The sequence below is a fragment of the Roseibium sp. Sym1 genome, from assembly GCF_027359675.1.
Taxonomy (GTDB): Bacteria; Pseudomonadota; Alphaproteobacteria; order Rhizobiales; family Stappiaceae; genus Roseibium.
In genome coordinates this window covers 1,125,411-1,144,016 of sequence record NZ_CP114786.1, presented here as the reverse complement: position 1 = coordinate 1,144,016, position 18,606 = coordinate 1,125,411, and the positions used below count along the sequence as shown (strand labels likewise).

The following is an 18,606-nucleotide window of genomic DNA, read 5'->3' as shown; positions in this document are numbered from 1 at the left end:
CTCTTGCCGGTTATTTATTGGCAATTTTGCTTATGCTTCTGGCCAGACTTGGTGCTTCCATCGGATACCTTCACGCGAGTGATGCCCTTGCGCACGAAGCCGAGCTCCCTCGCGGCGGCCCAGGTGACATCGATCACCCGCCCTTTCGCAAAAGGCCCGCGGTCGTTGATCCGCACGGTGACGGACTTGCCGTTGGCGAGATTGGTGACGCTGACCAGCGTGCCGAACGGCAACGTCCGGTGCGCCGCAGTCAAGCCGTTCGGATTGGCCTTCTCTCCGCTGGCCGTTTTGCCGCCAAGCTTGTACCAGGACGCTTTTCCGCATTGCTGGAACGGCGCTGCCTGCGCGGGTGCGGCAGCACCGGCGAAGAACGGAACGAGGACGCAAACCGCGGCAAGCAAGGGCTGTTTTGCGATAACAAAACTCTTCATGGGTGTATTTCCGGAGCTTATTACAAAAATTTGACCGAGACTGGCGGCCAAGTCAGGGGCATCCCCTAACATTCCGTAGCGGCGGCTTTACGTCGATGTCGTGATCAAAATATGGCGTGTTTGCAAAGGTGAATCTGAATTAGTATAAAACTAAGATAAAATTTAATATAATTTTGAATATATTGCGTAAATATCCTGTTTACTATAAAAATTCTAAGAGTTGTGGGTAATTTTTCTGTTTCAGTTTTGGGAACCGGACTGTGTTAATTGTTTTTCGCAGGGGCGGCGCAATGTGTATTTGAGTATGCGCCAATTAAACGGCAATTTTGAAAGGGCGGTCTGGTGCAAGTCAGCCAACGGTTCATTGATGACCGGCTGGATCAATCCGGTCGTGCAGACAAGAAGACGCTCAAGGGGTTTCACTCGTCTTTGCTTGAAGTGCTTCCGCATGCCGCGGCTTATGTCGGGCAGGACGGTCGCATTCTTGTTCACAACAAACACATGAAAACGAACTGCGCCGCAAAGGGTGTGGTTCCGGTACCCGGCAGCCTGCAGGAGCTGTTGACTGAAGGCAGCTGGAAACGCTGTGAAGCGGTTCTGTCGGCGGCGTTCAGCGGCGTGCCGGCCCAGGCAAGCGGCACGATCCTCATGCGTTCGGGCACCGCATTCTGCAACCACATGATCTGCACCTCCTTCGTCTCCCTGTCGGGAGAACATCAGGCAGTGCTGGTCCAGTTCGAAATGGAAGATACCGCGCAGGAAGAGGTTGCCAGGATCGCCTCACCCGTGACGGCGCCGAACAGGCCGTCCAAGGGAGACGGAGAGGTCGGCATCCTGGAACATTTTCCGGATGATGTCCTGATCTTTCAAGGTTCCGAGAGCACCGCGCAGAAGGCAGCCAGACTGCTGGAAATCATCGGCGGCGCGCATGATGCCGACCTGCTGACGGAAGCGCTCGACGGTCTGGACGCCGACCGTGCGCAATGCCTTTACATTCCGGAAAGCCGCAGCTTCGAAACAGCCGGCAGCACGGGGGATCGGCAAATGTGCGAGTTGCGCATCGTGCCCATTCCAGGACCGGCGACCGGCGCAAACGGTGCGCGTGCCTCGATGGTCATCATCCGGCGCAATGTCGATTGTCCGCAGGAGATTGCCGAAAACAGGCGGCTGGCCTATCTCGATCCCTTGACGGGGCTGGAAAACCGCCGGGCGTTCACCCGGGCGCTGAAGCGTGAATTGTGCCGGCTGGCCGCCGATCGCGAAACCGGTCTGGCTATTTTCTATATCGATCTGGACGAGTTCAAGAAGGTCAACGATCTCGGCGGCCATGACGCCGGTGACGACATGTTGCTGCGCGTGGCGGCTTGCCTGCGTCTCACACTCGGCGAATTCGGCACGGCCGCGCGTATCGGCGGGGATGAATTCGCCGGCATGGTTCCGGCGGCGAACGAGGAAGCCGCGCTGGATGTTGCCGAAAAGATCCTGGACGGTTTCGATCGCATCCGCCTGGAAGTCGGCGACCGCGTGTTCACCATCGGCGGTTCCATCGGTGTTGCCTTTGTCGACAGCGCGCTTTCGCTGCGCGAATCCGATGCCACGGTTCTGCTGGGACTTGCCGACCGGGCCTGCCTGCGCGGCAAGCGTTTCGGCGGCCGTTCGGTGGAGATCCATTGCGTGGAGGCCTCCGAGTGCCAGTCATCCGGCATCGAGCTGGTCGATCTGCCCGAGCCCGGCAGCTTCCGGGGCAATGAGCTGACCCTCTATGCGATGCCGATCATGTGCCTGGAGAAGAACCGGATCTGCGGTTCGGAGATCCTTCTGCGCCTGCAGGGAGACCGGGCAAGGGGGCTGTCGTCCAGGGCTTGGATTTCCGCGGCGGAACGGTCGGGGTTCATAGCCCAGGTTGACGGCTGGACCCTGGACAAGGTTCTGGATGCTGCCGAACGCAATCCGGGACGGTCGATCCTGACGATGAACGTCTCGGCCGAGTCGGCCAGGGATCCCAGTTTCCGCGATGGACTTTACAACCGGCTGTCGGTCAATCCGCTGCTGGCATCGAAGCTCTGCCTGGAGATCGCGGAAAAGGACTTTCTGCGCGAGCCGGCCACGGTGGAGGCCTTCTTCAAGTTTGTCAGCGAACTCGGGTGCCAGACCGCGATCGACGATTTCGCCGGTCACTGGCCTGTCCTGTCGCGGCTGACGAGCCTGCGTGTGGAGTGGCTCAAGCTGGAATCGAGCCTGACCCAGCAGGTTGTCGACGAACCGGCCAAGGCGGCGATCCTCAACGGCCTTGTGCGGGCCGCGCACGAGCTTGGCATCAAGGTGATCGCCAAGCATGTGGAAACGGCCGAGGAGGCCGCTCTTTTGCGCGACCTGGACATCGAGGCCGCCCAGGGCTTCTACTTCGGCCGTCCGGAGCCCTGGCCCGGCGGTTAAGCTGCCAAGGGATCTGAAAGAGAGAGCGGCGGGTGAGCCGCTCTTTTGTCTTTGACCTTTGACCTTTGACGTTTCAGGCTCATGTGGACAGCCCGACAGCGTTTCAAGAGCGGATGGCTGTTCCCTGAGGTCGAATGGCTTCGTAGACCTTGCCCGCGAGCCCTCACATCACCTCCGATGCTAAGGTCCAGACCGGTCGGGACCATGCGATCAAAAGGCCTGTGCCCCAGGTGCCGGTCAGTCCAGGCTTATGCCGCATTCCAGAAAGTAAAACACGTGGAATTGCGGACGGACGTAAGAAGACCCTGTGCTAGCGTGGGTTCATCGTGTGAAAGCAGGTGGGGTTACATATGAACGTCCTGATTGTCTATGCAACCACTGAAGGACAGACGCAAAAGATCGCCAAATTCATCGGCGGCATCTTATCCGCTGGCGGCCATCAGGTTCGACTTCACAACGTAAGCGATCCTTCCGGCGGGCTCTCGCTTAGCGACTATGACAAGGTGATCGTGGCGGGATCCGTGCATTCGGGAGCGCACCAGTCCGACCTTCAGCTGTTTGTGTTCGCGCACCGGGACCAGCTTGGTGGGTTGCCCGGTATGCTGGTGTCCGTCAGTCTCGCGGCGGCATTTCCCGATACCGCGGAGGAGGCCAAGAAATATGTCGGCACGTTTCTGGAAGCCGCGCAGTGGCAGCCGGCGCAAATTGTCATGGTCGCCGGTGCGGTGAAACCGGGCATCTATGACTGGTTTCAGCAATCGGCTTTGCGCGACGGCGATCTGGCGTCGCACCTGGCAAAAGACCTTCAAGGCACGAAGGAATTTACGGACTGGGACGACCTGACGCGGAAAATCACGGCGTTTGCCGGCACCTGATTACAGCGTTTTCCGGTCACTTTGACTCATTCGACCGGAAAACGTCTCTGCCATCTTGCAAACCGAAACACGTCGGGCGCAGACCTGCCATCGCAATGTAAAGACCGGACAAGACTGTCACGATCCAGAGCCGGGCCGGTTTTTCAGGCAGGTTGATCCGGGAGCCGGGACGATCTGAAGGGCGCTCGTTCGCGCCGTCTCGCAATGCCTGGAACGACCAGTCTGTTGAAAGCTCACATCTAGATGTCCAGGTTGGCCACCGCCAGCGCGTTGTCCTGGATGAATTCCCGGCGTGGATCGACTTCGTCGCCCATCAGCTTGGTGAAGATGTCGTCGGCATCGTCGGCTTCCTTGACCTTCACCTGCAGCAGCGAGCGGACGTTCGGGTCCAGCGTGGTCTCCCAGAGCTGCTCCGGGTTCATCTCGCCGAGCCCCTTGTAGCGCTGCAGGGAAATGCCTTTTTGCCCCAGAGCATAGACATTGGCCAGAAGCGCGCGCGGGCCGCGGATCTCCGTCGGCACGTCCTTGCGGCGCAACAGGGCAGCCTTGCCATAGACTTCGTTCAGGTGGGCGGCATGGGCGGCAAGACGGCGGGCATCGGTCGAGCCGAGCAGCGCCGCGTCGATCATGGCCGCTTCTTCCACACCGCGGACGGTGCGTTTGAACACCAGGCTGCCGTCGTCCCGGGCTTCGCCGGTCCAGCCACGCTCGAACTCGTCCGCCAGGATGTCCATGCGGCGGGCGATATAGGCGGCGGCCTCTTCCGCCTTGCCGCGGTCGTCCAGGATCTCGGTGTTGAGCGCGCCGGCAATGGCGGCCTGTTCGACCACATCCCGGTTGTAGCGCGAATGCAGGCCGTCGAAGATGTCGGAAATGGTCCTGGCGGTTTCGACGACGGTCAGAAGATCCTGGCCGGTTCGAACCTCGCCGTTTGCAAGCTCGAGCGTGGTATCGCCGAGTCCTTGCGCGATCAGGTAGTCCTCCAGCGCCAGCTGGTCCTTCAGGTATTGCTCGGACTGGCCGCGCTTGACCTTGTAGAGCGGCGGCTGGGCAATATAGACATAGCCGTTTTCGATCAGCTCCGGCATCTGCCGGAAGAAGAAGGTCAACAGCAGGGTCCGGATGTGGGCGCCGTCGACGTCCGCATCGGTCATGATGATGATCTTGTGATAGCGCAGCTTCTCGATGTTGAATTCTTCCTTGCCGATCCCCGTGCCGAGCGCGGTGATCAGCGTGCCGATCTCGTTGGAAGACAGCATCTTGTCGAAGCGGGCGCGTTCGACGTTGAGGATCTTGCCGCGCAGCGGCAGAACGGCCTGGTTCTCCCGGTGCCGGCCCTGTTTGGCCGAGCCGCCCGCGGAATCACCCTCCACCAGGAAGAGTTCGGCCTTGGAGGCATCGCGTTCCTGGCAGTCCGCCAGTTTGCCCGGCAGCGAGGCGACGTCGAGAGCACCCTTGCGCCGTGTCAGTTCGCGCGCCTTGCGCGCCGCCTCACGGGCGGAAGCGGCTTCCACCACCTTGGAGACGATCGCCTTGGCAGGCGCCGGGTTTTCCTCAAGCCACTCGCTCAGGGTCTGGGAGATCAGGTTCTCGACGACCGGGCGCACCTCGGAGGAGACCAGCTTGTCCTTGGTCTGCGACGAGAACTTGGGATCCGGCACCTTGACGGAGAGCACGCAGGTCAGCCCTTCGCGGCAGTCATCACCGGACAGGTTCACCTTTTCCTTTTTCATCAGGCCGGTAGCTTCCGCGTAACCGGTGACCTGGCGGGTCAGAGCGGCGCGGAAACCGGCGAGGTGCGTGCCGCCGTCGCGCTGCGGGATGTTGTTGGTGAAGCACAGCACGTGTTCGTGATAGCTGTCGTTCCACCACATCGCCGCTTCGACGGTGATGCCGTCCTTCTCGGCGCTCATGGTGACGGGGTCTTCGATCAAGGGGTGCTTGGCGCGGTCCAGGTACCGGACGAAGGCTTCCAGGCCGCCGTCATAGTAGAGCTCCTCGACCGTATCCTCCACACCGCGCTTGTCGGTCAGAATGATGCGCACGCCGGAATTCAGGAAGGCGAGCTCGCGCAGGCGGTGCTCAAGCGTCGAGAAGTCGAACTCGGTCTTGCTGAAGGTCTCGGGAGACGGCAGGAACGTGACCTCCGTGCCCTTCTTGCCATTGGCCGGTCCGACCACCTTGAGCGGCCCCTGGGCATCTCCGTGGGCGAAGGTCATCAGGTGTTCCTGGTCGTTGCGCCAGATGCGCAGGTCCAGCCGGGTCGACAGGGCATTCACGACAGAGACGCCCACGCCGTGCAGGCCGCCGGAGACCTTGTAGGAATTCTGGTCGAATTTCCCGCCCGCATGCAGCTGGGTCATGATGACCTCTGCCGCGGAGACCCCTTCTTCGGGGTGCAGATCCGTCGGAATGCCGCGGCCGTTGTCGGAGACGGTCACCGACCCGTCCGGGTTCAGCGTCACCGTGACGTGATCGGCGTGACCGGCCAGGGCCTCGTCGATGGCGTTGTCCACCACCTCGTAGACCATGTGGTGCAGGCCGGAGCCGTCATCTGTGTCGCCGATATACATGCCGGGGCGCTTGCGGACGGCGTCGAGACCCTTCAGGACCTTGATGCTGTCGGCGCCATATTCGGCACCGCCTTCGTTTTCCGGGGTCGGAATTGGCTCGGACGTGGACGTGTCGCTCATGCGAATCAATCACCAATCGTTTTGTCTTTTCTACCCCCGTTATACGGGGTTCCGGCGGGGGTTCAACCGCGCCGGGGCCGCTGGCAAGCCAGCGAAGGGATAATGGTGGAAAACCATAAGATTCTGGCGGATTTAAGTGGGATGAGGCCCCTTCAGGCGGTGACTTTGATGGTCGCGGATCTCGAACACTTCCGCGTCGTCCGGAAGGGCCTCGAACAGGGCTTCGTCCGTGCCGGTCATGAACACCTGTCCGCCCAGTGCGTTCAGCTTCGAAAACAGGGCGGAGCGGCGGGCGGGATCGAGATGCGCGGCGACTTCGTCGAGCAGCAGGACCGGGGTCATGCCGGAGACTTTCGCGGTGAGTTCGGCATGGGCGAGCACAAGCCCGATCAGCAACGCCTTCTGTTCACCGGTCGAGGACTGGCCGGCCGGCATGGCCTTGGCCGCATGCATGACCTTCAGGTCGCTCAGATGCGGGCCGCTCAGCGTGCGCCCAGCGGCCCGGTCGCGCGGGCGCCCGTCCCGGAGCATCCGGCGGTAATGGTCCTCCCGGTCGGCGGCGCTGAGGCCGAGGGTTTCCGCCTCGAACGCCCCTTCCAGGGCGACCGCCGCATGTGGAAAGGGCAGGTCCTGGGACACCTGATCGGCGATCATGCGTGCAAGCAGACCGACCGTGTCACCCCGGGCGATCGAGACGGCGGTCCCCAGTTCGGCAACCTGCTGTTCGAGCGCGCTCAGATAGGCATCGGTTCCGCCCTGGTCGAGCAGCCGGTTGCGTTGGCGCAGGGCATTTTCGAAATCGGAGACCCGGCGGCCGTGGGCCGGGTCGATGGCCAGCGTCAGCCGGTCGAGAAACCGGCGCCGGTCCGAGGCCGGGCCGGTGAACAGGCCGTCCATGGACGGCACCAGCCAAAGCACGCGCATGTAGTCCAGCAGGCTTTCCGAACCGCGCACGTCTTCGCCGTCGATGCGCACCTTGCGGCCCGGAACACCGGCGGCAAGGCCCGTTCCGATCCTGGTTTCCAGGCCATCGAGCCGGACGGTGGCGGCCACGCTCCAGCTGCCGTCACCATCTTTTTGGGCAATGTCCGAAAGGGTTGCCCTGCGCAGGCCGCGGCCGGCGGTCAGAAACGAAATGGCTTCCAGGATGTTGGTCTTGCCGGCGCCGTTGGCGCCGACGAAGGCCACCAATCTGGCCGACAGGTCCAGCGACAGGGTGGCATAGTTGCGAAAGCCGGTCAGGGACAGACGGGTCAGCTGCGCCGTCCGGAATTCTGTCATGACCCTGCTTCCGCGTTAAGTATGTTGCCGTTCCGGATCAGACCCGCATCGGCATCAGCACGAACAGGCAGTCGTCGACGGTGTTGTCCTGAATGAGGGTCGGCGAGCCGCTGTCGGCGAGCCTGAACAGGGCCGTGTCGCTGGACAGCTGGTTGGCGATGTCGAGCAGGTAGCGCGAGTTGAAGCCGATTTCCAGGTCTTCCGCATCATATTCGACGGCCAGTTCTTCTGTGGCGCTGCCGGAGTCCGGGTTGTTCACGGTCAGCACCATGCGGCCCTCGGTCAGCGCCAGCTTGACGGCACGCCCGCGCTCCGAGGAGATCGTCGAGACGCGGTCGACGGCTTCCTTGAACTCGTCCCGGTCGACGCGCATTTCCTTGTCGTTCCCCTGCGGGATCACCCGGCCGTAATCCGGGAAGGTGCCGTCGATCAGCTTGCTTGTCAGGATCACCGAGCCCGTGGTCAGGCGGATCTTGGTGTCGGACAGCTCGATCTGGACATTGGCTTCCGGGTCTTCCAGCAGTTTCTGGATCTCGCCGACCGTCTTGCGCGGCACGATGATGCCCGGCATGCCGGCTGAGCCGGACGGCGCGGGCACCTCGGCCTGGGCCAGCCGGTGGCCGTCGGTGGCGACGGCCCGGAACTGCTGGCCGTTGGCGGCATCGACAGCGTGAAGGTAGATACCGTTCAGATAGTAGCGGGTCTCCTCGGTGGAGATCGCGAACTGGGTGGTATCGATCAGCTTGCGGACGTCGGCTGCCGTCAGGGCGAAACCGTGGCTGAAATCTCCCGCCGTAAGGTCGGGGAAGTCGGCTTCCGGTAGCATCTGAAGCGTGAATTTCGAGCGGCCGGCCCGGATTTCCAGGGTGGCGTTGTCCCCGGTCGTCTCCAGGACGACCTGCGAGCCTTCGGGCAGCTTGCGCACGATGTCATAGAACATGTGTGCCGGCACCGTGGTCGCGCCCGGCATTTCGACCATGGCCGGTACGGTCTCGACGATTTCAAGGTCAAGGTCGGTTGCCTTGAGATTGATCGCGCCGCCATCGGCACGCAAGAGGACATTGGACAGGATGGGAATGGTGTTCCGGCGCTCGACCACCCGGTGAACATGGGTCAGGGACTTGAGGAGGTCGGTCCGCTCGAGAGTCGCTTTCATACACTCGTTCCGTACTCATGAAAGGCCGGACGGAAGGTCCGGCAAAACTGGACATTTTGCTCCGGTGAGGAGCGGGGGGACGACACTGCCCTTAACTCGGCGCAAAAGCAAGGGGGCGTTCCGCCGGAACGCCCCCAAAACTGGTCGAAAATCGTGCATATTTGTCCCGAGGGCATATCGTGTCCGGCCGAAGCCGCACAGGGGCTCCAACACGCTGGGAACGATCGCTTTTCCCGCTTTCGTGCAACAGGCACCAAAGCGGGAAGGCCTCAGGCGTCGAGCATGCGCTTGAGCAGTTCCAGCTCCTGCGCGAGAGCGTAGTCGGCGCGCGCCATTTCCTCGATCTTGCGCACCGCGTGCAGGACCGTTGTGTGGTCCCTGTTGCCGAACCGCCGGCCGATTTCCGGCAGCGAGCGCGGCGTCATCACCTTGGCCAGATACATGGCGATCTGGCGCGGACGCACGATCGTGCGGGTGCGGCGGGCGGAGAGCAGGTCCGCCTTGGTGACGTTGTAATGCTTGGAGACCACCCGCTGGATGTCCTCGATCTTGACCCGGCGGGGCTCGCTGGAGCGCACCAGATCGCGCAGGGTCATTTCCGCCATTTCCTGGGTGATCGGCTGATTGGTCAGCTGATTGTGGGCGATCAGGCGGTTGAGAGCGCCTTCCAGGTCACGTCCGGAAGAGGCCACGTGACGGGCAACATAGTCGAGCACGCCATCCGGCACGTCGAACTGGGGGTAGGATTTGCGGGCCGTCTCCACGCGGGACTGGAGGATGTTCCGCCTGAGCACGAAGTCGGGCTCCTGGATGCCGACCACAAGACCGCCGGAGAGACGCGAGCGGACCCGGTCGTCAAGCGTGTCGAGTTCGGAGGGAGCCCGGTCTGCGGCCACGATCACCTGGCGGGCACCGTCGATCAGGGCATTCAGCGTATGACAGAATTCCTGCTGCACCTGCTTGCCGTGAAGAAACTGCATGTCGTCGATCAGCAACAGGTCGATGGTGCGCAGGTTTTCCTTGAAGGCCAGCGCCGACTGGGACTTCAGGGCGGTCACGAACTTGTACATGAAATGCTCTGCCGTCAGGTAGAGCACCTTGCGGCCGCCGGACCTGGCCTTGGCCGCGACAGCCTGCATGAGATGGGTCTTGCCGAGGCCGACGGACGCATGCAGGTAAAGCGGGTTGAAGGTGACCGCGCCACCCGCGGCAACCTGGCGGGCCGCCGCCAGCGCAAGATTGTTGGACTCGCCTTCGACAAAGGTCTCGAACGTGTATTTCGGATCGAGCGCCGCGCCCTGGAGCACGTCACGGGCGGTGTCAGTGCCGCTGTCGCCCCGGCCGAGAGCCACGGCAGCGGTGGCTGCCTGTGCGCGGGTGACCTGAGCAGCGTCGGAAAGGGTTTCCGCGCGGTTCTCGGTTACAGCGGCCTGGGCACCCTGCGGGCCGGTGAGACCCGGTTTGGTCACCGGAGTCTGGCGCGGCCGGATCGCACCGCGGACCGTCAGTTCGATACGGTGAACGTTGTCGCATTCACGCTGCCAAAGACCCATCAGCTGATCGTTGTAATTGTTCTGAATCCACTGTTTCAGAAAACGGGTCGGAACGGACAGACGGACAGTGCCGTCCTGGTGTTCCTCCAGGTCTACTCGCGCAAACCAGCTGGTAAAAACATCATCGCCCAATTCCGCGCGAAGCTGTTTTTTGACCCTTTTCCAATGTTCGGAGCCGCCTGCCTCCTGAACCTGCATGTCATCTGCCTCCTGTACATGTGAAGAACAGTCCGCCACAGCCGCTCTTCGACGCCTTGCTGCTTTTGCAGCATTATAATGTCCCTTTTGGGACGGTTATTCATTTGGCGAGGGGATCGACCCCATCGCCTTCCCCGGTTTGAAGCGGGGGACCTAGCTCTGAGACCAGGGCAGTCCGGCGGCCTTCCAGCCGGACTGAACTCCACGGTGGCCCGCCTGGTCCAGGGGGCCTTCGAAACCGTCGGAAATATTGAAACAGTGCGTGTAACCGGCTTGCGTCAGGGCGATCGCAGCGGCCTGGCTCCGTGCTCCGGAGCGGCACAAGAAATAGATTGGCGCGCTTTGGTCAAGTCCTTTTTTGACCATCAGGTCCGAAACAGACTTTGCGAAGTCGGGATTGGGGCCGGAGGACGGAAAACTCTGCCATTCCACCAGCATCGGTTCCTTGCTGATCGGACGCAGGTCCGGAAGGCCGACAAAGGCCCATTCAGCCTGGGTCCGGACATCCACCAGGACCGCATTCTCCTGCGCGGAAAGCTCGTCAAAAGCCTCCTGCGCGGTTACATTACCTGCATATCCACCGTCAAATTGCACAGCCGCCCCCCTCAATAGCAAAATGCTATTGATGAAAAGTATTTCATAAGAATTTTGGGAAGAATGTTTAGTTTAGGTCAGCGCTAGGCGCCGCTGGGAATGAATACATTGTCGTATTCGTCCCGGGGCCTGGACGCCATGTGCTCAGCGATATATCGACTAGACTTGTTCATTGTTGTTCCAAGCACCGTTTTTTGAGTTATCCGCTGGTCTTTCCCGCCAGCCGTATTGTTAATATACAGACCGCGCCGAACGGAGCAACCGCGTCTTTTCCCTGATGCGGGAATGAGCCGGTTTCGACCCCTGTTTCGGGGATAAAAGCCGTCCTTCCGGGGAGCGAACTAATGCTTTTTGCAGCAATGACTTTTTGCAATACAGCGTGGTGTCACAATCAAAAAACTGCGATTTTAAAAAAAAAATCGGAACGGACTGCTTGACTCGTATCGAATCCGGTTCGATCGGCGCCGGTCACGGGTACATGTGTAGAAGTTATTGAAAAATATACGGTTTCCTTGACAGCATAATACTCGGTAGAAATTGCAATATTGCCCGTTCTGGTTGCTGTTTCCGGTCGTCCACAAAATTGCATGGCTAAAAAAAACCCGGCACGCTGGCCGGGTCTTTTTAACGCTCGTGTGACGAAGCTTTTATGCGCCGAGTGCCTTGATGCGGGCATTGAGGCGGGAAACTTTCCGCGACGCCGTGTTGGCATGCATCACACCCTTGGATGCGGCACGCATGATTTCCGGCTGAGCGGCCTTGAAGGCTTCGTTCGCAACGCTCTGGTCGCCGGAGGCAATTGCCTCTTCAACCTTGCGCAGGTAAGTGCGCACGCGGCTGCGGCGATCTTTGTTCGTGGCCGTCCGGCGGGCAATCTTGCGGGCCGCCTTCTTGGCCGATGGTGTGTTGGCCATGGGCTCAATCCTGATCGGTAATTGGGACTAGTGTCCGGTGGCGATCGGGACCAAGGCGCGGAGGCAGCAAGACCCGATCAAAAAACAACGGCGGCGGAAGACCGCCACCGATTGGGCGCTGCTTATAATCTCGCTGGCGCCCGCCGTCAACGGCTTTATGTTTGTTTCGTTGATATTATTTGTTCCGGAAATCCGGTGAGCGCTTCTCGCTGAAGGCCGTCATTCCCTCGTTCTGGTCCTCGAGCGCAAACAGCGCCTGGAACACCCGCCGTTCGAACCTGACACCCTCTGCCAGGGTTGTCTCATAGGCCCGGTCGACGCTTTCCTTGGCCATCATCACCACCGGCAGCGAGAAATCGGCAATCTTGTCGGCGGCCTTCATGGCTTCTTCCAGAAGATCGTCCGCCGGGACGATCCGGCTGACCAGGCCGCTGCGCTCGGCTTCCTCGGCATCCATCATTCGGCCGGTGAGCACCATTTCCATGGCCTTGGACTTGCCGACGAAGCGTGTCAGGCGCTGGGTGCCGCCCGCGCCGGGAATAACCCCGAGCGTGATTTCCGGCTGGCCGAACTTGGCGGTATCCGCGGCGATGATGAAGTCGCACAGCATGGCCAGCTCGCAGCCGCCGCCAAGCGCGTAACCGGCAACGGCGGCGATGATCGGCTTGCGGTTCCGGGACACCCGGTCGAACGGCGTGATCAGGTCGGTCTGATAGGCCGAGGCGAAATTGTGCGGCTGCATCTCCTTGATGTCGGCACCCGCCGCAAAGGCCTTCTCCGAGCCGGTGATGACGACGCAGCCGATCCGCTCGTCGGCGTCAAATCCGTCCAGGGCGGTGCCGAGCTCGGCAATCAGTGCCGAATTGAGCGCGTTCAGCGCCTTCGGCCTGTCCAGCGTGATCAGTCCAACCTTGCCGCGTTTCTCGACACGGATGTTTTCATATCCCATTTGCCCGCTCCCAATGTTGGCACCTGCCGCGATACCGGTCCGGACGATCGAAGATCGGCCCGGAGCTCCGCAGGTCCCGGAAATCTGAAATCAACGGTCATGCCTAGCCGACCGATGACGGGTCTGCAAGCTTGGCCGAAGGATCAGGTCTGGCAGACGGGACAATGGAATGTCGACCGGTTCGACTGGACGAGGCGCGTGATCGTGCCGGTGCAGCCGGGGGTCCGGCAGGCGCATCCTTCCCGGTCATAGACAGCGAACGAGTGCTGGAAATATCCGAGCGTGCCGTCCGCCTGTGTGTGGTCCCGCAGGGAGGACCCGCCCGCGCGAATGGCGTCCTGCAGCGTTTCGCGGATGTTTTCGGCCAGGGCGTCCGCCTTGCGGGTCGGCCGGCCCGTTCGGGTGACCAGGGTGCCGGCGGCACGTTCCGGGCTCAGGCCTGTGCGCCACAGGGCCTCGCACACATATATGTTGCCGAGACCGGCAATCAGTTTCTGGTTGAGCAGGGCCGCCTTGAGGCTGGTCTTGCGCCCCGCGAACAGGCGGGCCAGCGTGTTGCCGCTCAGGTCGTTGCCGAGCGGCTCCAGGCCCAGATCCCTGAAATAGGGATGGTCCGGGAGAGCCTGCCGGTGAACAAGGTCCATGAAGCCGAAGCGGCGCGGGTCATTATAGATGATGCGCGCGGTTCCACCCTCCGCCGTCTTCAGATGGAACACCACGTGATCGTGCCTGGGGTCCTTGCCGCGCGCATGGGCAAACTGGCCCGGCGTTTGCGCCGGTCCATCGTTTTCGATGCGAAACGAGCCCGACATTCCCAGATGCATGATCAGCACATCGCCCGTGTCCATGTCTGCGAGCAGGTATTTGGAACGGCGCGACAGAGCCGTCAGCCGGCAGCCGGCCAGCCGCCCGGCAAAACCGTCGGGGAAAGGGAAGCGCAGGTCGGGCCGGTTCTGGTCGACCTTGACGATCAGGGCATGTTCGAAGGTCGGCGCGAGGCCGCGTCTGACAGTTTCGACTTCCGGCAATTCGGGCATGTGAGGTCTGGCATCCGGGATTGTGACAGGTTATAGGCCTGCGGCATATGGGTGTTGGCGAGCCGCAAAGATAGCGCTTGGACGAGGCTTGTACTATGGTCCGGCCACTTTGCAGACAAGTAATGTTGACGATCTGCTCTCGTCTATGGGAGGGCGTCCGATCTTGGAGACTGAATTCATGACGCAGCAGGCACAGGGGCAATCCGGGGCTGCCGGCCGGTCACCGGAAGACATGCCGACCAGCTTCGGCTTCACCAGGGTTGCCGAAGGTCAGAAGCAGGCTCTGGTGGATGATGTGTTTCACAAGGTCGCGCAACGCTACGACCTGATGAACGACATGATGTCCGGCGGTTTCCACCGCGTCTGGAAAGATGCGATGGTCTCCTTCCTGGCCCCGCCCAAGAGGCCCAATTCCGGCTGGCGTCTGCTGGACGTGGCCGGCGGCACCGGCGACATCGCCACGCGGGTGGTGCGGCGGTCCGGCGACACCGTCAAGGCGACGGTCTGCGACATCAACGAGTCCATGCTCCAGGTGGGGCGCGACCGTGCCGAGAAGGCGCAGCTGTCCGACCTGATCACCTTCTCGCAGGGCAATGCCGAGGAGCTGCCCTTTCCGGACAAGAGCTTCGATGCCTATACGATCGCCTTCGGCATTCGCAACGTGCCGGATATTCCCAAGGCCCTGCGCGAAGCGCACCGGGTGCTGAAGCGCGGCGGCCGGTTCCTGTGCCTGGAATTTTCCGAGGTGGACATCCCGGTTCTCGACAAGGTCTACGACGCGTTTTCCTTCAATGCCATTCCGGCGATGGGCCGCTGGGTGACGGGCGACGGCGACCCCTATCAGTATCTCGTGGAATCGATCCGGAAGTTTCCGAACCAGGAACGCTTTGCCGACATGATCCGCGAGGCCGGCTTCGAGAAGGTCGGCTACAGGAACTATTCCGGCGGCATCGCGGCCCTCCATTACGGTTGGAAACTCTGACCGATGGCACTTCCGGTAATGCCTTTCCTCCGCCTGGTGCGGGCGGGCTTTGTGATGGCGCGCGAAGGCGTGTTCGGCCTTGTCTCCCTGCCGGACCTGCCCGCGGGGCCTCGCTTCGCGCTGGCGCTCGCGCGGCTTCTGGAGCGGCGGGCCGTGCGCAACAAGAGCGCGGAACTCCGGCTGTCGGATGCTTTGAACAAGCTGGGGCCGTCCTATGTGAAGCTGGGCCAGTTCCTGGCAACGCGTGCCGATGTCGTCGGCAAGGATGCGGCCAGGGAGCTGGCCTCGTTGCAGGACCGTCTGCCCGCCTTCGATCACGACGAGGCCAGGGCGACGATTGCCGAGCAGCTCGACAGGCCTGTTGACGAGATCTTTTCCGAGTTCGGCGAAGCGGTGGCCGCGGCTTCCATCGCCCAGGTTCATCCCGCGCTCGTTCGGGACAAGGACGGCGGTGAGCGCAAGGTGGCGGTCAAGGTGTTGCGCCCCGGTGTCGCCCGCCGGTTCCAGCGGGACCTGCAAAGCTACTATCTGGTCGCCCGCCTCGCCGAGCGGTTCCATCCGCCGTCCCGGCGTTTGCGGCCTGTCGCGGTGGTTGACACGCTGGCCCAGTCGGTTGCCATCGAGATGGACTTCAGGCTCGAGGCGGCTGCCCTGTCGGAAATGGGCGAGAACATCACCGGGGATCCGGGCTTCCGGGTGCCCGCGGTGGATTGGCTGCGTACGTCCAAGGGCGTCCTGACCATGGAATGGATCGAAGGCCGCAAGATGTCCGATGTCGACGGGCTCGCGGCCGACGGCCATGACCTGGAAGCGCTCGGCGACGCGGTCATCCAGAGCTTCCTGCGGCACACGCTTCGCGATGGCTTCTTTCACGCCGACATGCACCAGGGCAACCTGTTCGTCGAACCGGATGGAACGCTTGTCGCCGTCGATTTCGGAATCACGGGCCGTCTCACCGTCCGCGAGCGCCGGTTCCTCGCCGAGATCCTGTTCGGCTTCATCACCCGCAACTACAAGCGGGTCGCCGAAGTGCATTTCGAGGCAGGCTATGTTCCGGCGGACCAGGATGTCGACATGTTTGCCCAGGCCATCCGGGCGATCGGTGAACCGATCCATGGCCACGACGCCAGCGAGATCTCCATGGCGCGTCTCCTGACGCAGCTCTTTGAGGTCACCGAGCTGTTCGACATGCGCACGCAGACACGGCTGATCATGCTGCAGAAAACCATGGTGGTGGTGGAAGGCGTGGCGCGCTCGCTCAATCCGAACCTGGACATGTGGCGGACGGCGGAGCCGGTCGTCGGCAGCTGGATCCGGGACAATCTCGGACCGGCGGGCAAGTTGCGGGACGCGGGCGATGCGCTTGGTGCCCTTGCCCGGATTGCGAACGACCTGCCGTTCTTTGCCGACCGGATCGGCCGGATGTCGGAAGAGCTCGAAAAGATGACCATGTCCGGACTGAGGTTCGACGCGCAAACCGCGGAGGCAATCGGCCGGGCGGAAGCCCGTCACAGCCGGTCCGGCCGCGTGGCGCTCTGGGTCATAGCCGCCTGCGCGGTGGTTTCGCTTTACCTGTTTGCCTGACGTTCCTGGGAATGCTCCGGGAAAGGTTCGCCTGGCCGGTTGCGGAGAAGGCCTGTCCGGCCGCTTTCAGGGCGTTGTCGTGACGGCGGTTTGACCGCCGTTTCCCGAAGGTAGCGCCGACAAAAGGGTCTGCCGCGCGTTCTCGATATGCCGTTGCAGCAGATCGCAGGCTACGTCCACCGTGCCTTCACGGCAGGCCGCGGCAAGGTGTTGATGGTCATCGAGCCACGCGCCCGTACGCGAGGGCAGGACGCCGTAGCCGGAAATGTGTATCCGGCAGGTCCGCCTGAGATCCTCGATCATCGCCAGGTGCCGGGGGCGGCCGGCGGGCAGGTAGAGCGCGCGGTGAAAGTCCCAGTCGCCTTGTGCCCAGCGGTCTCCGGATGCGTCAATCGTCGAATGGGCCAGCGCGGTGTCGATGTGCGCGAGATCGGACGTGGTCATGCAGGGGATCGCCTGCCGCAGACAATCGGTTTCCAGGAGAATCCGAAGGTCGAAGACCTCGTCGATCTCCTCTGCCGAGAGGCGGATGATGCGCGCCCGCCGGTTGGGGGCGTTTTCGATGAAGCCGCGCGCCGCCAGGAGTTGCAGGGCATCGCGGACCGGAATCCGGCTCACGGAGAACCGTGCGGCAATCTCGCCCTGCTTCAATTCCTCGCCGGGCCGGTAGACACCCCCCAGAATGTCGGCCTCGAGCCTGGCTGCAATCGTGTCGGCTGACATCCGGTCTCCCGCAGTCGCATCATGTGGTCCAGCTCATCCGGCTATAGGCCCCTTGACAGGGCAGCGCAAATGAAAAATGTATAAATGTATACATTTTGAGAGGCGCCATGAGTACCGAGCACAGCTACACTTCCATGATCACCTGGACGGGAAACCGCGGTGAAGGCACGAGAACCTATCGCGGCTATGACCGGACCTGGGAAATCCGGACCCCTGGAAAGGCAACGGTTTCCTGCTCGAACGACCCGCTCCTCGGCGGCGATCCGTCCCTGCACAATCCGGAAGACCTTCTGCTGTCGTCGCTCGCGAGCTGTCACATGCTCTGGTATCTGCACCTCGCCAGCAGCGCAGGGATAACGGTCCTCGCCTACGAGGACTGCCCGGAGGCTGTCGGCGAGACGGAACCCTCGGGCGCTGGGCGGTTCCTGAAAGCGGTGCTGAAGCCGAGGATCACGGTTACCGCCGGTACGGACCTCGACAAGGCCGACGCGATCCATCACGAGATCCACAAGGTCTGCTACATCGCCCGGTCGGTGAATTTCCCGGTGAGCTTCGAGGCAACTTACCAGTTCGCCTAAGCCGCCGTCACGCGCCTCAGGGTCAGGTTGATCCGTCCGCCGTTCTTCAGAAGCGTCGACGTTCCGGCGAGGATCCGGTCGATGCCGTGATGGGCGAGCCGGGCGTCACCTCCCAGAACCACCACGTCGCCCGAGGCAAGGCGGAAGGACCTGGTCGGGTCCTTGCGGGAAGTGCCGCCGACTCGGAACGTGGCCGTGTCGCCCAGAGAGACCGAGATCACCGGGGCGTCGAACATGTCCTCGTCCCGGTCCTGGTGCAGTCCCATGCGAGCCCCCGGCTCGTAGAAGTTGATCAGGCAGGCTTCGGGCGGCGGCGCCTCCGGGGCGAGCCTGTCCCACAATTCGGTCAGCGCCGCGGGCATGGCCGGCCAGGGCCTTCCGGTGTCCGGATGGGCCGGCTGGTAGCGGTAGCCGTTGATATCCGAGACCCAGCCAAGCGGGCCGCAATTGCTCATCTTCACCGAGAACGGCTTGCCGGTCCGCGGCATCACCGGCTGAAACAGCGGCGCCTCTGCGACAATGGCACGGATTTCTGCCAGCAGCGCGTCCTGCGCGCCCCAGTCGAAATAGTCAGGGTAATAGGCAAGACCGGTCAGGGCGTGGATGGGCGAAGTTTTCATTC

At 62.2% G+C, this 18,606-nt stretch carries 16 protein-coding genes; 5 read left to right on the top strand and 11 right to left on the bottom strand.

Translation table 11 applies throughout. The features are described 5' to 3' along the window. Positions 1 to 14: 14 nt before the first annotated feature. A complete protein-coding gene (locus tag O6760_RS05170; RefSeq protein ID WP_442969916.1) occupies positions 15 to 431 on the bottom strand; it encodes a septal ring lytic transglycosylase RlpA family protein in 417 nt (138 codons plus the stop codon). 501 nt (positions 432 to 932) lie between these two features. Here O6760_RS05170 and O6760_RS05165 point away from each other — a divergent pair. Both O6760_RS05165 and O6760_RS05160 read left to right on the top strand, forming a co-directional pair. Then, positions 933 to 2,867, top strand: a complete 1,935-nt coding sequence (locus O6760_RS05165) for a GGDEF and EAL domain-containing protein (protein ID WP_269584416.1) — start codon at positions 933 to 935, stop codon at positions 2,865 to 2,867. Between the two features lie 350 nt (positions 2,868 to 3,217). After that, positions 3,218 to 3,742: a flavodoxin domain-containing protein gene (locus O6760_RS05160; protein WP_269584415.1), complete on the top strand. Its 525-nt coding sequence runs from the start codon at positions 3,218 to 3,220 to the stop codon at positions 3,740 to 3,742. Between the two features lie 239 nt (positions 3,743 to 3,981). On the opposite strand, the gene gyrB is transcribed toward O6760_RS05160, so the two are convergent. The 8 genes from gyrB to mutM all read right to left on the bottom strand — a co-directional run bounded on the left by gyrB (position 3,982) and on the right by mutM (position 14,117). Beyond that, positions 3,982 to 6,435 carry a DNA topoisomerase (ATP-hydrolyzing) subunit B gene (gene gyrB / locus O6760_RS05155; protein WP_269584414.1) on the bottom strand — a complete coding sequence of 818 codons (2,454 nt, stop codon included), beginning with the start codon at positions 6,433 to 6,435 and terminating at the stop codon, positions 3,982 to 3,984. Positions 6,436 to 6,567: 132 nt separating this feature from the next. After that, the gene (gene recF / locus O6760_RS05150) at positions 6,568 to 7,716 is read right to left on the bottom strand and encodes a DNA replication/repair protein RecF (protein ID WP_269584413.1); all 1,149 of its coding nucleotides are present in this window, start codon (positions 7,714 to 7,716) and stop codon (positions 6,568 to 6,570) included. A 37-nt stretch (positions 7,717 to 7,753) separates the two neighbouring features. Continuing rightward, positions 7,754 to 8,872: a DNA polymerase III subunit beta gene (dnaN, locus tag O6760_RS05145; RefSeq protein WP_269584412.1), complete on the bottom strand. Its 1,119-nt coding sequence runs from the start codon at positions 8,870 to 8,872 to the stop codon at positions 7,754 to 7,756. A gap of 269 nt (positions 8,873 to 9,141) precedes the next feature. Then, positions 9,142 to 10,623 carry a chromosomal replication initiator protein DnaA gene (dnaA, locus tag O6760_RS05140; protein WP_269584411.1) on the bottom strand — a complete coding sequence of 494 codons (1,482 nt, stop codon included), beginning with the start codon at positions 10,621 to 10,623 and terminating at the stop codon, positions 9,142 to 9,144. A 153-nt stretch (positions 10,624 to 10,776) separates the two neighbouring features. Beyond that, complete coding sequence (locus O6760_RS05135; protein ID WP_269584410.1) at positions 10,777 to 11,217, bottom strand: rhodanese-like domain-containing protein; 441 nt, start codon at positions 11,215 to 11,217, stop codon at positions 10,777 to 10,779. Positions 11,218 to 11,864: 647 nt separating this feature from the next. Beyond that, on the bottom strand, positions 11,865 to 12,131 hold the full coding sequence (rpsT, locus tag O6760_RS05130) for a 30S ribosomal protein S20 (protein WP_269584409.1): 267 nt from the start codon (positions 12,129 to 12,131) through the stop codon (positions 11,865 to 11,867). A gap of 175 nt (positions 12,132 to 12,306) precedes the next feature. After that, positions 12,307 to 13,080 carry an enoyl-CoA hydratase gene (locus O6760_RS05125; protein ID WP_269584408.1) on the bottom strand — a complete coding sequence of 258 codons (774 nt, stop codon included), beginning with the start codon at positions 13,078 to 13,080 and terminating at the stop codon, positions 12,307 to 12,309. 143 nt (positions 13,081 to 13,223) lie between these two features. Then, positions 13,224 to 14,117, bottom strand: a complete 894-nt coding sequence (gene mutM, locus O6760_RS05120; RefSeq protein WP_269584407.1) for a bifunctional DNA-formamidopyrimidine glycosylase/DNA-(apurinic or apyrimidinic site) lyase — start codon at positions 14,115 to 14,117, stop codon at positions 13,224 to 13,226. A gap of 178 nt (positions 14,118 to 14,295) precedes the next feature. On the opposite strand from mutM, the gene ubiE reads away from it, so the two are divergent. After that, positions 14,296 to 15,099, top strand: a complete 804-nt coding sequence (gene ubiE / locus O6760_RS05115; RefSeq protein WP_442969855.1) for a bifunctional demethylmenaquinone methyltransferase/2-methoxy-6-polyprenyl-1,4-benzoquinol methylase UbiE — start codon at positions 14,296 to 14,298, stop codon at positions 15,097 to 15,099. Positions 15,100 to 15,102: 3 nt separating this feature from the next. Next, the gene (gene ubiB / locus O6760_RS05110) at positions 15,103 to 16,683 is read left to right on the top strand and encodes a 2-polyprenylphenol 6-hydroxylase (protein WP_269584406.1); all 1,581 of its coding nucleotides are present in this window, start codon (positions 15,103 to 15,105) and stop codon (positions 16,681 to 16,683) included. A 66-nt stretch (positions 16,684 to 16,749) separates the two neighbouring features. Here the strand turns inward: ubiB and O6760_RS05105 are convergent, their stop codons facing one another. Next, entirely contained in the window at positions 16,750 to 17,406 is a 657-nt protein-coding gene (locus tag O6760_RS05105; protein ID WP_269584405.1) for a GntR family transcriptional regulator, read from the bottom strand. Between the two features lie 107 nt (positions 17,407 to 17,513). Here O6760_RS05105 and O6760_RS05100 point away from each other — a divergent pair, with 107 nt between their 5' ends. After that, positions 17,514 to 17,984 carry an OsmC family protein gene (locus O6760_RS05100; protein ID WP_269584404.1) on the top strand — a complete coding sequence of 157 codons (471 nt, stop codon included), beginning with the start codon at positions 17,514 to 17,516 and terminating at the stop codon, positions 17,982 to 17,984. Here O6760_RS05100 and O6760_RS05095 read toward each other — a convergent pair. After that, complete coding sequence (locus O6760_RS05095; protein WP_269584403.1) at positions 17,981 to 18,604, bottom strand: alpha-ketoglutarate-dependent dioxygenase AlkB family protein; 624 nt, start codon at positions 18,602 to 18,604, stop codon at positions 17,981 to 17,983. The two genes, O6760_RS05100 and O6760_RS05095, sit on opposite strands and share 4 nt — an antisense overlap. Positions 18,605 to 18,606 lie beyond the last annotated feature (2 nt).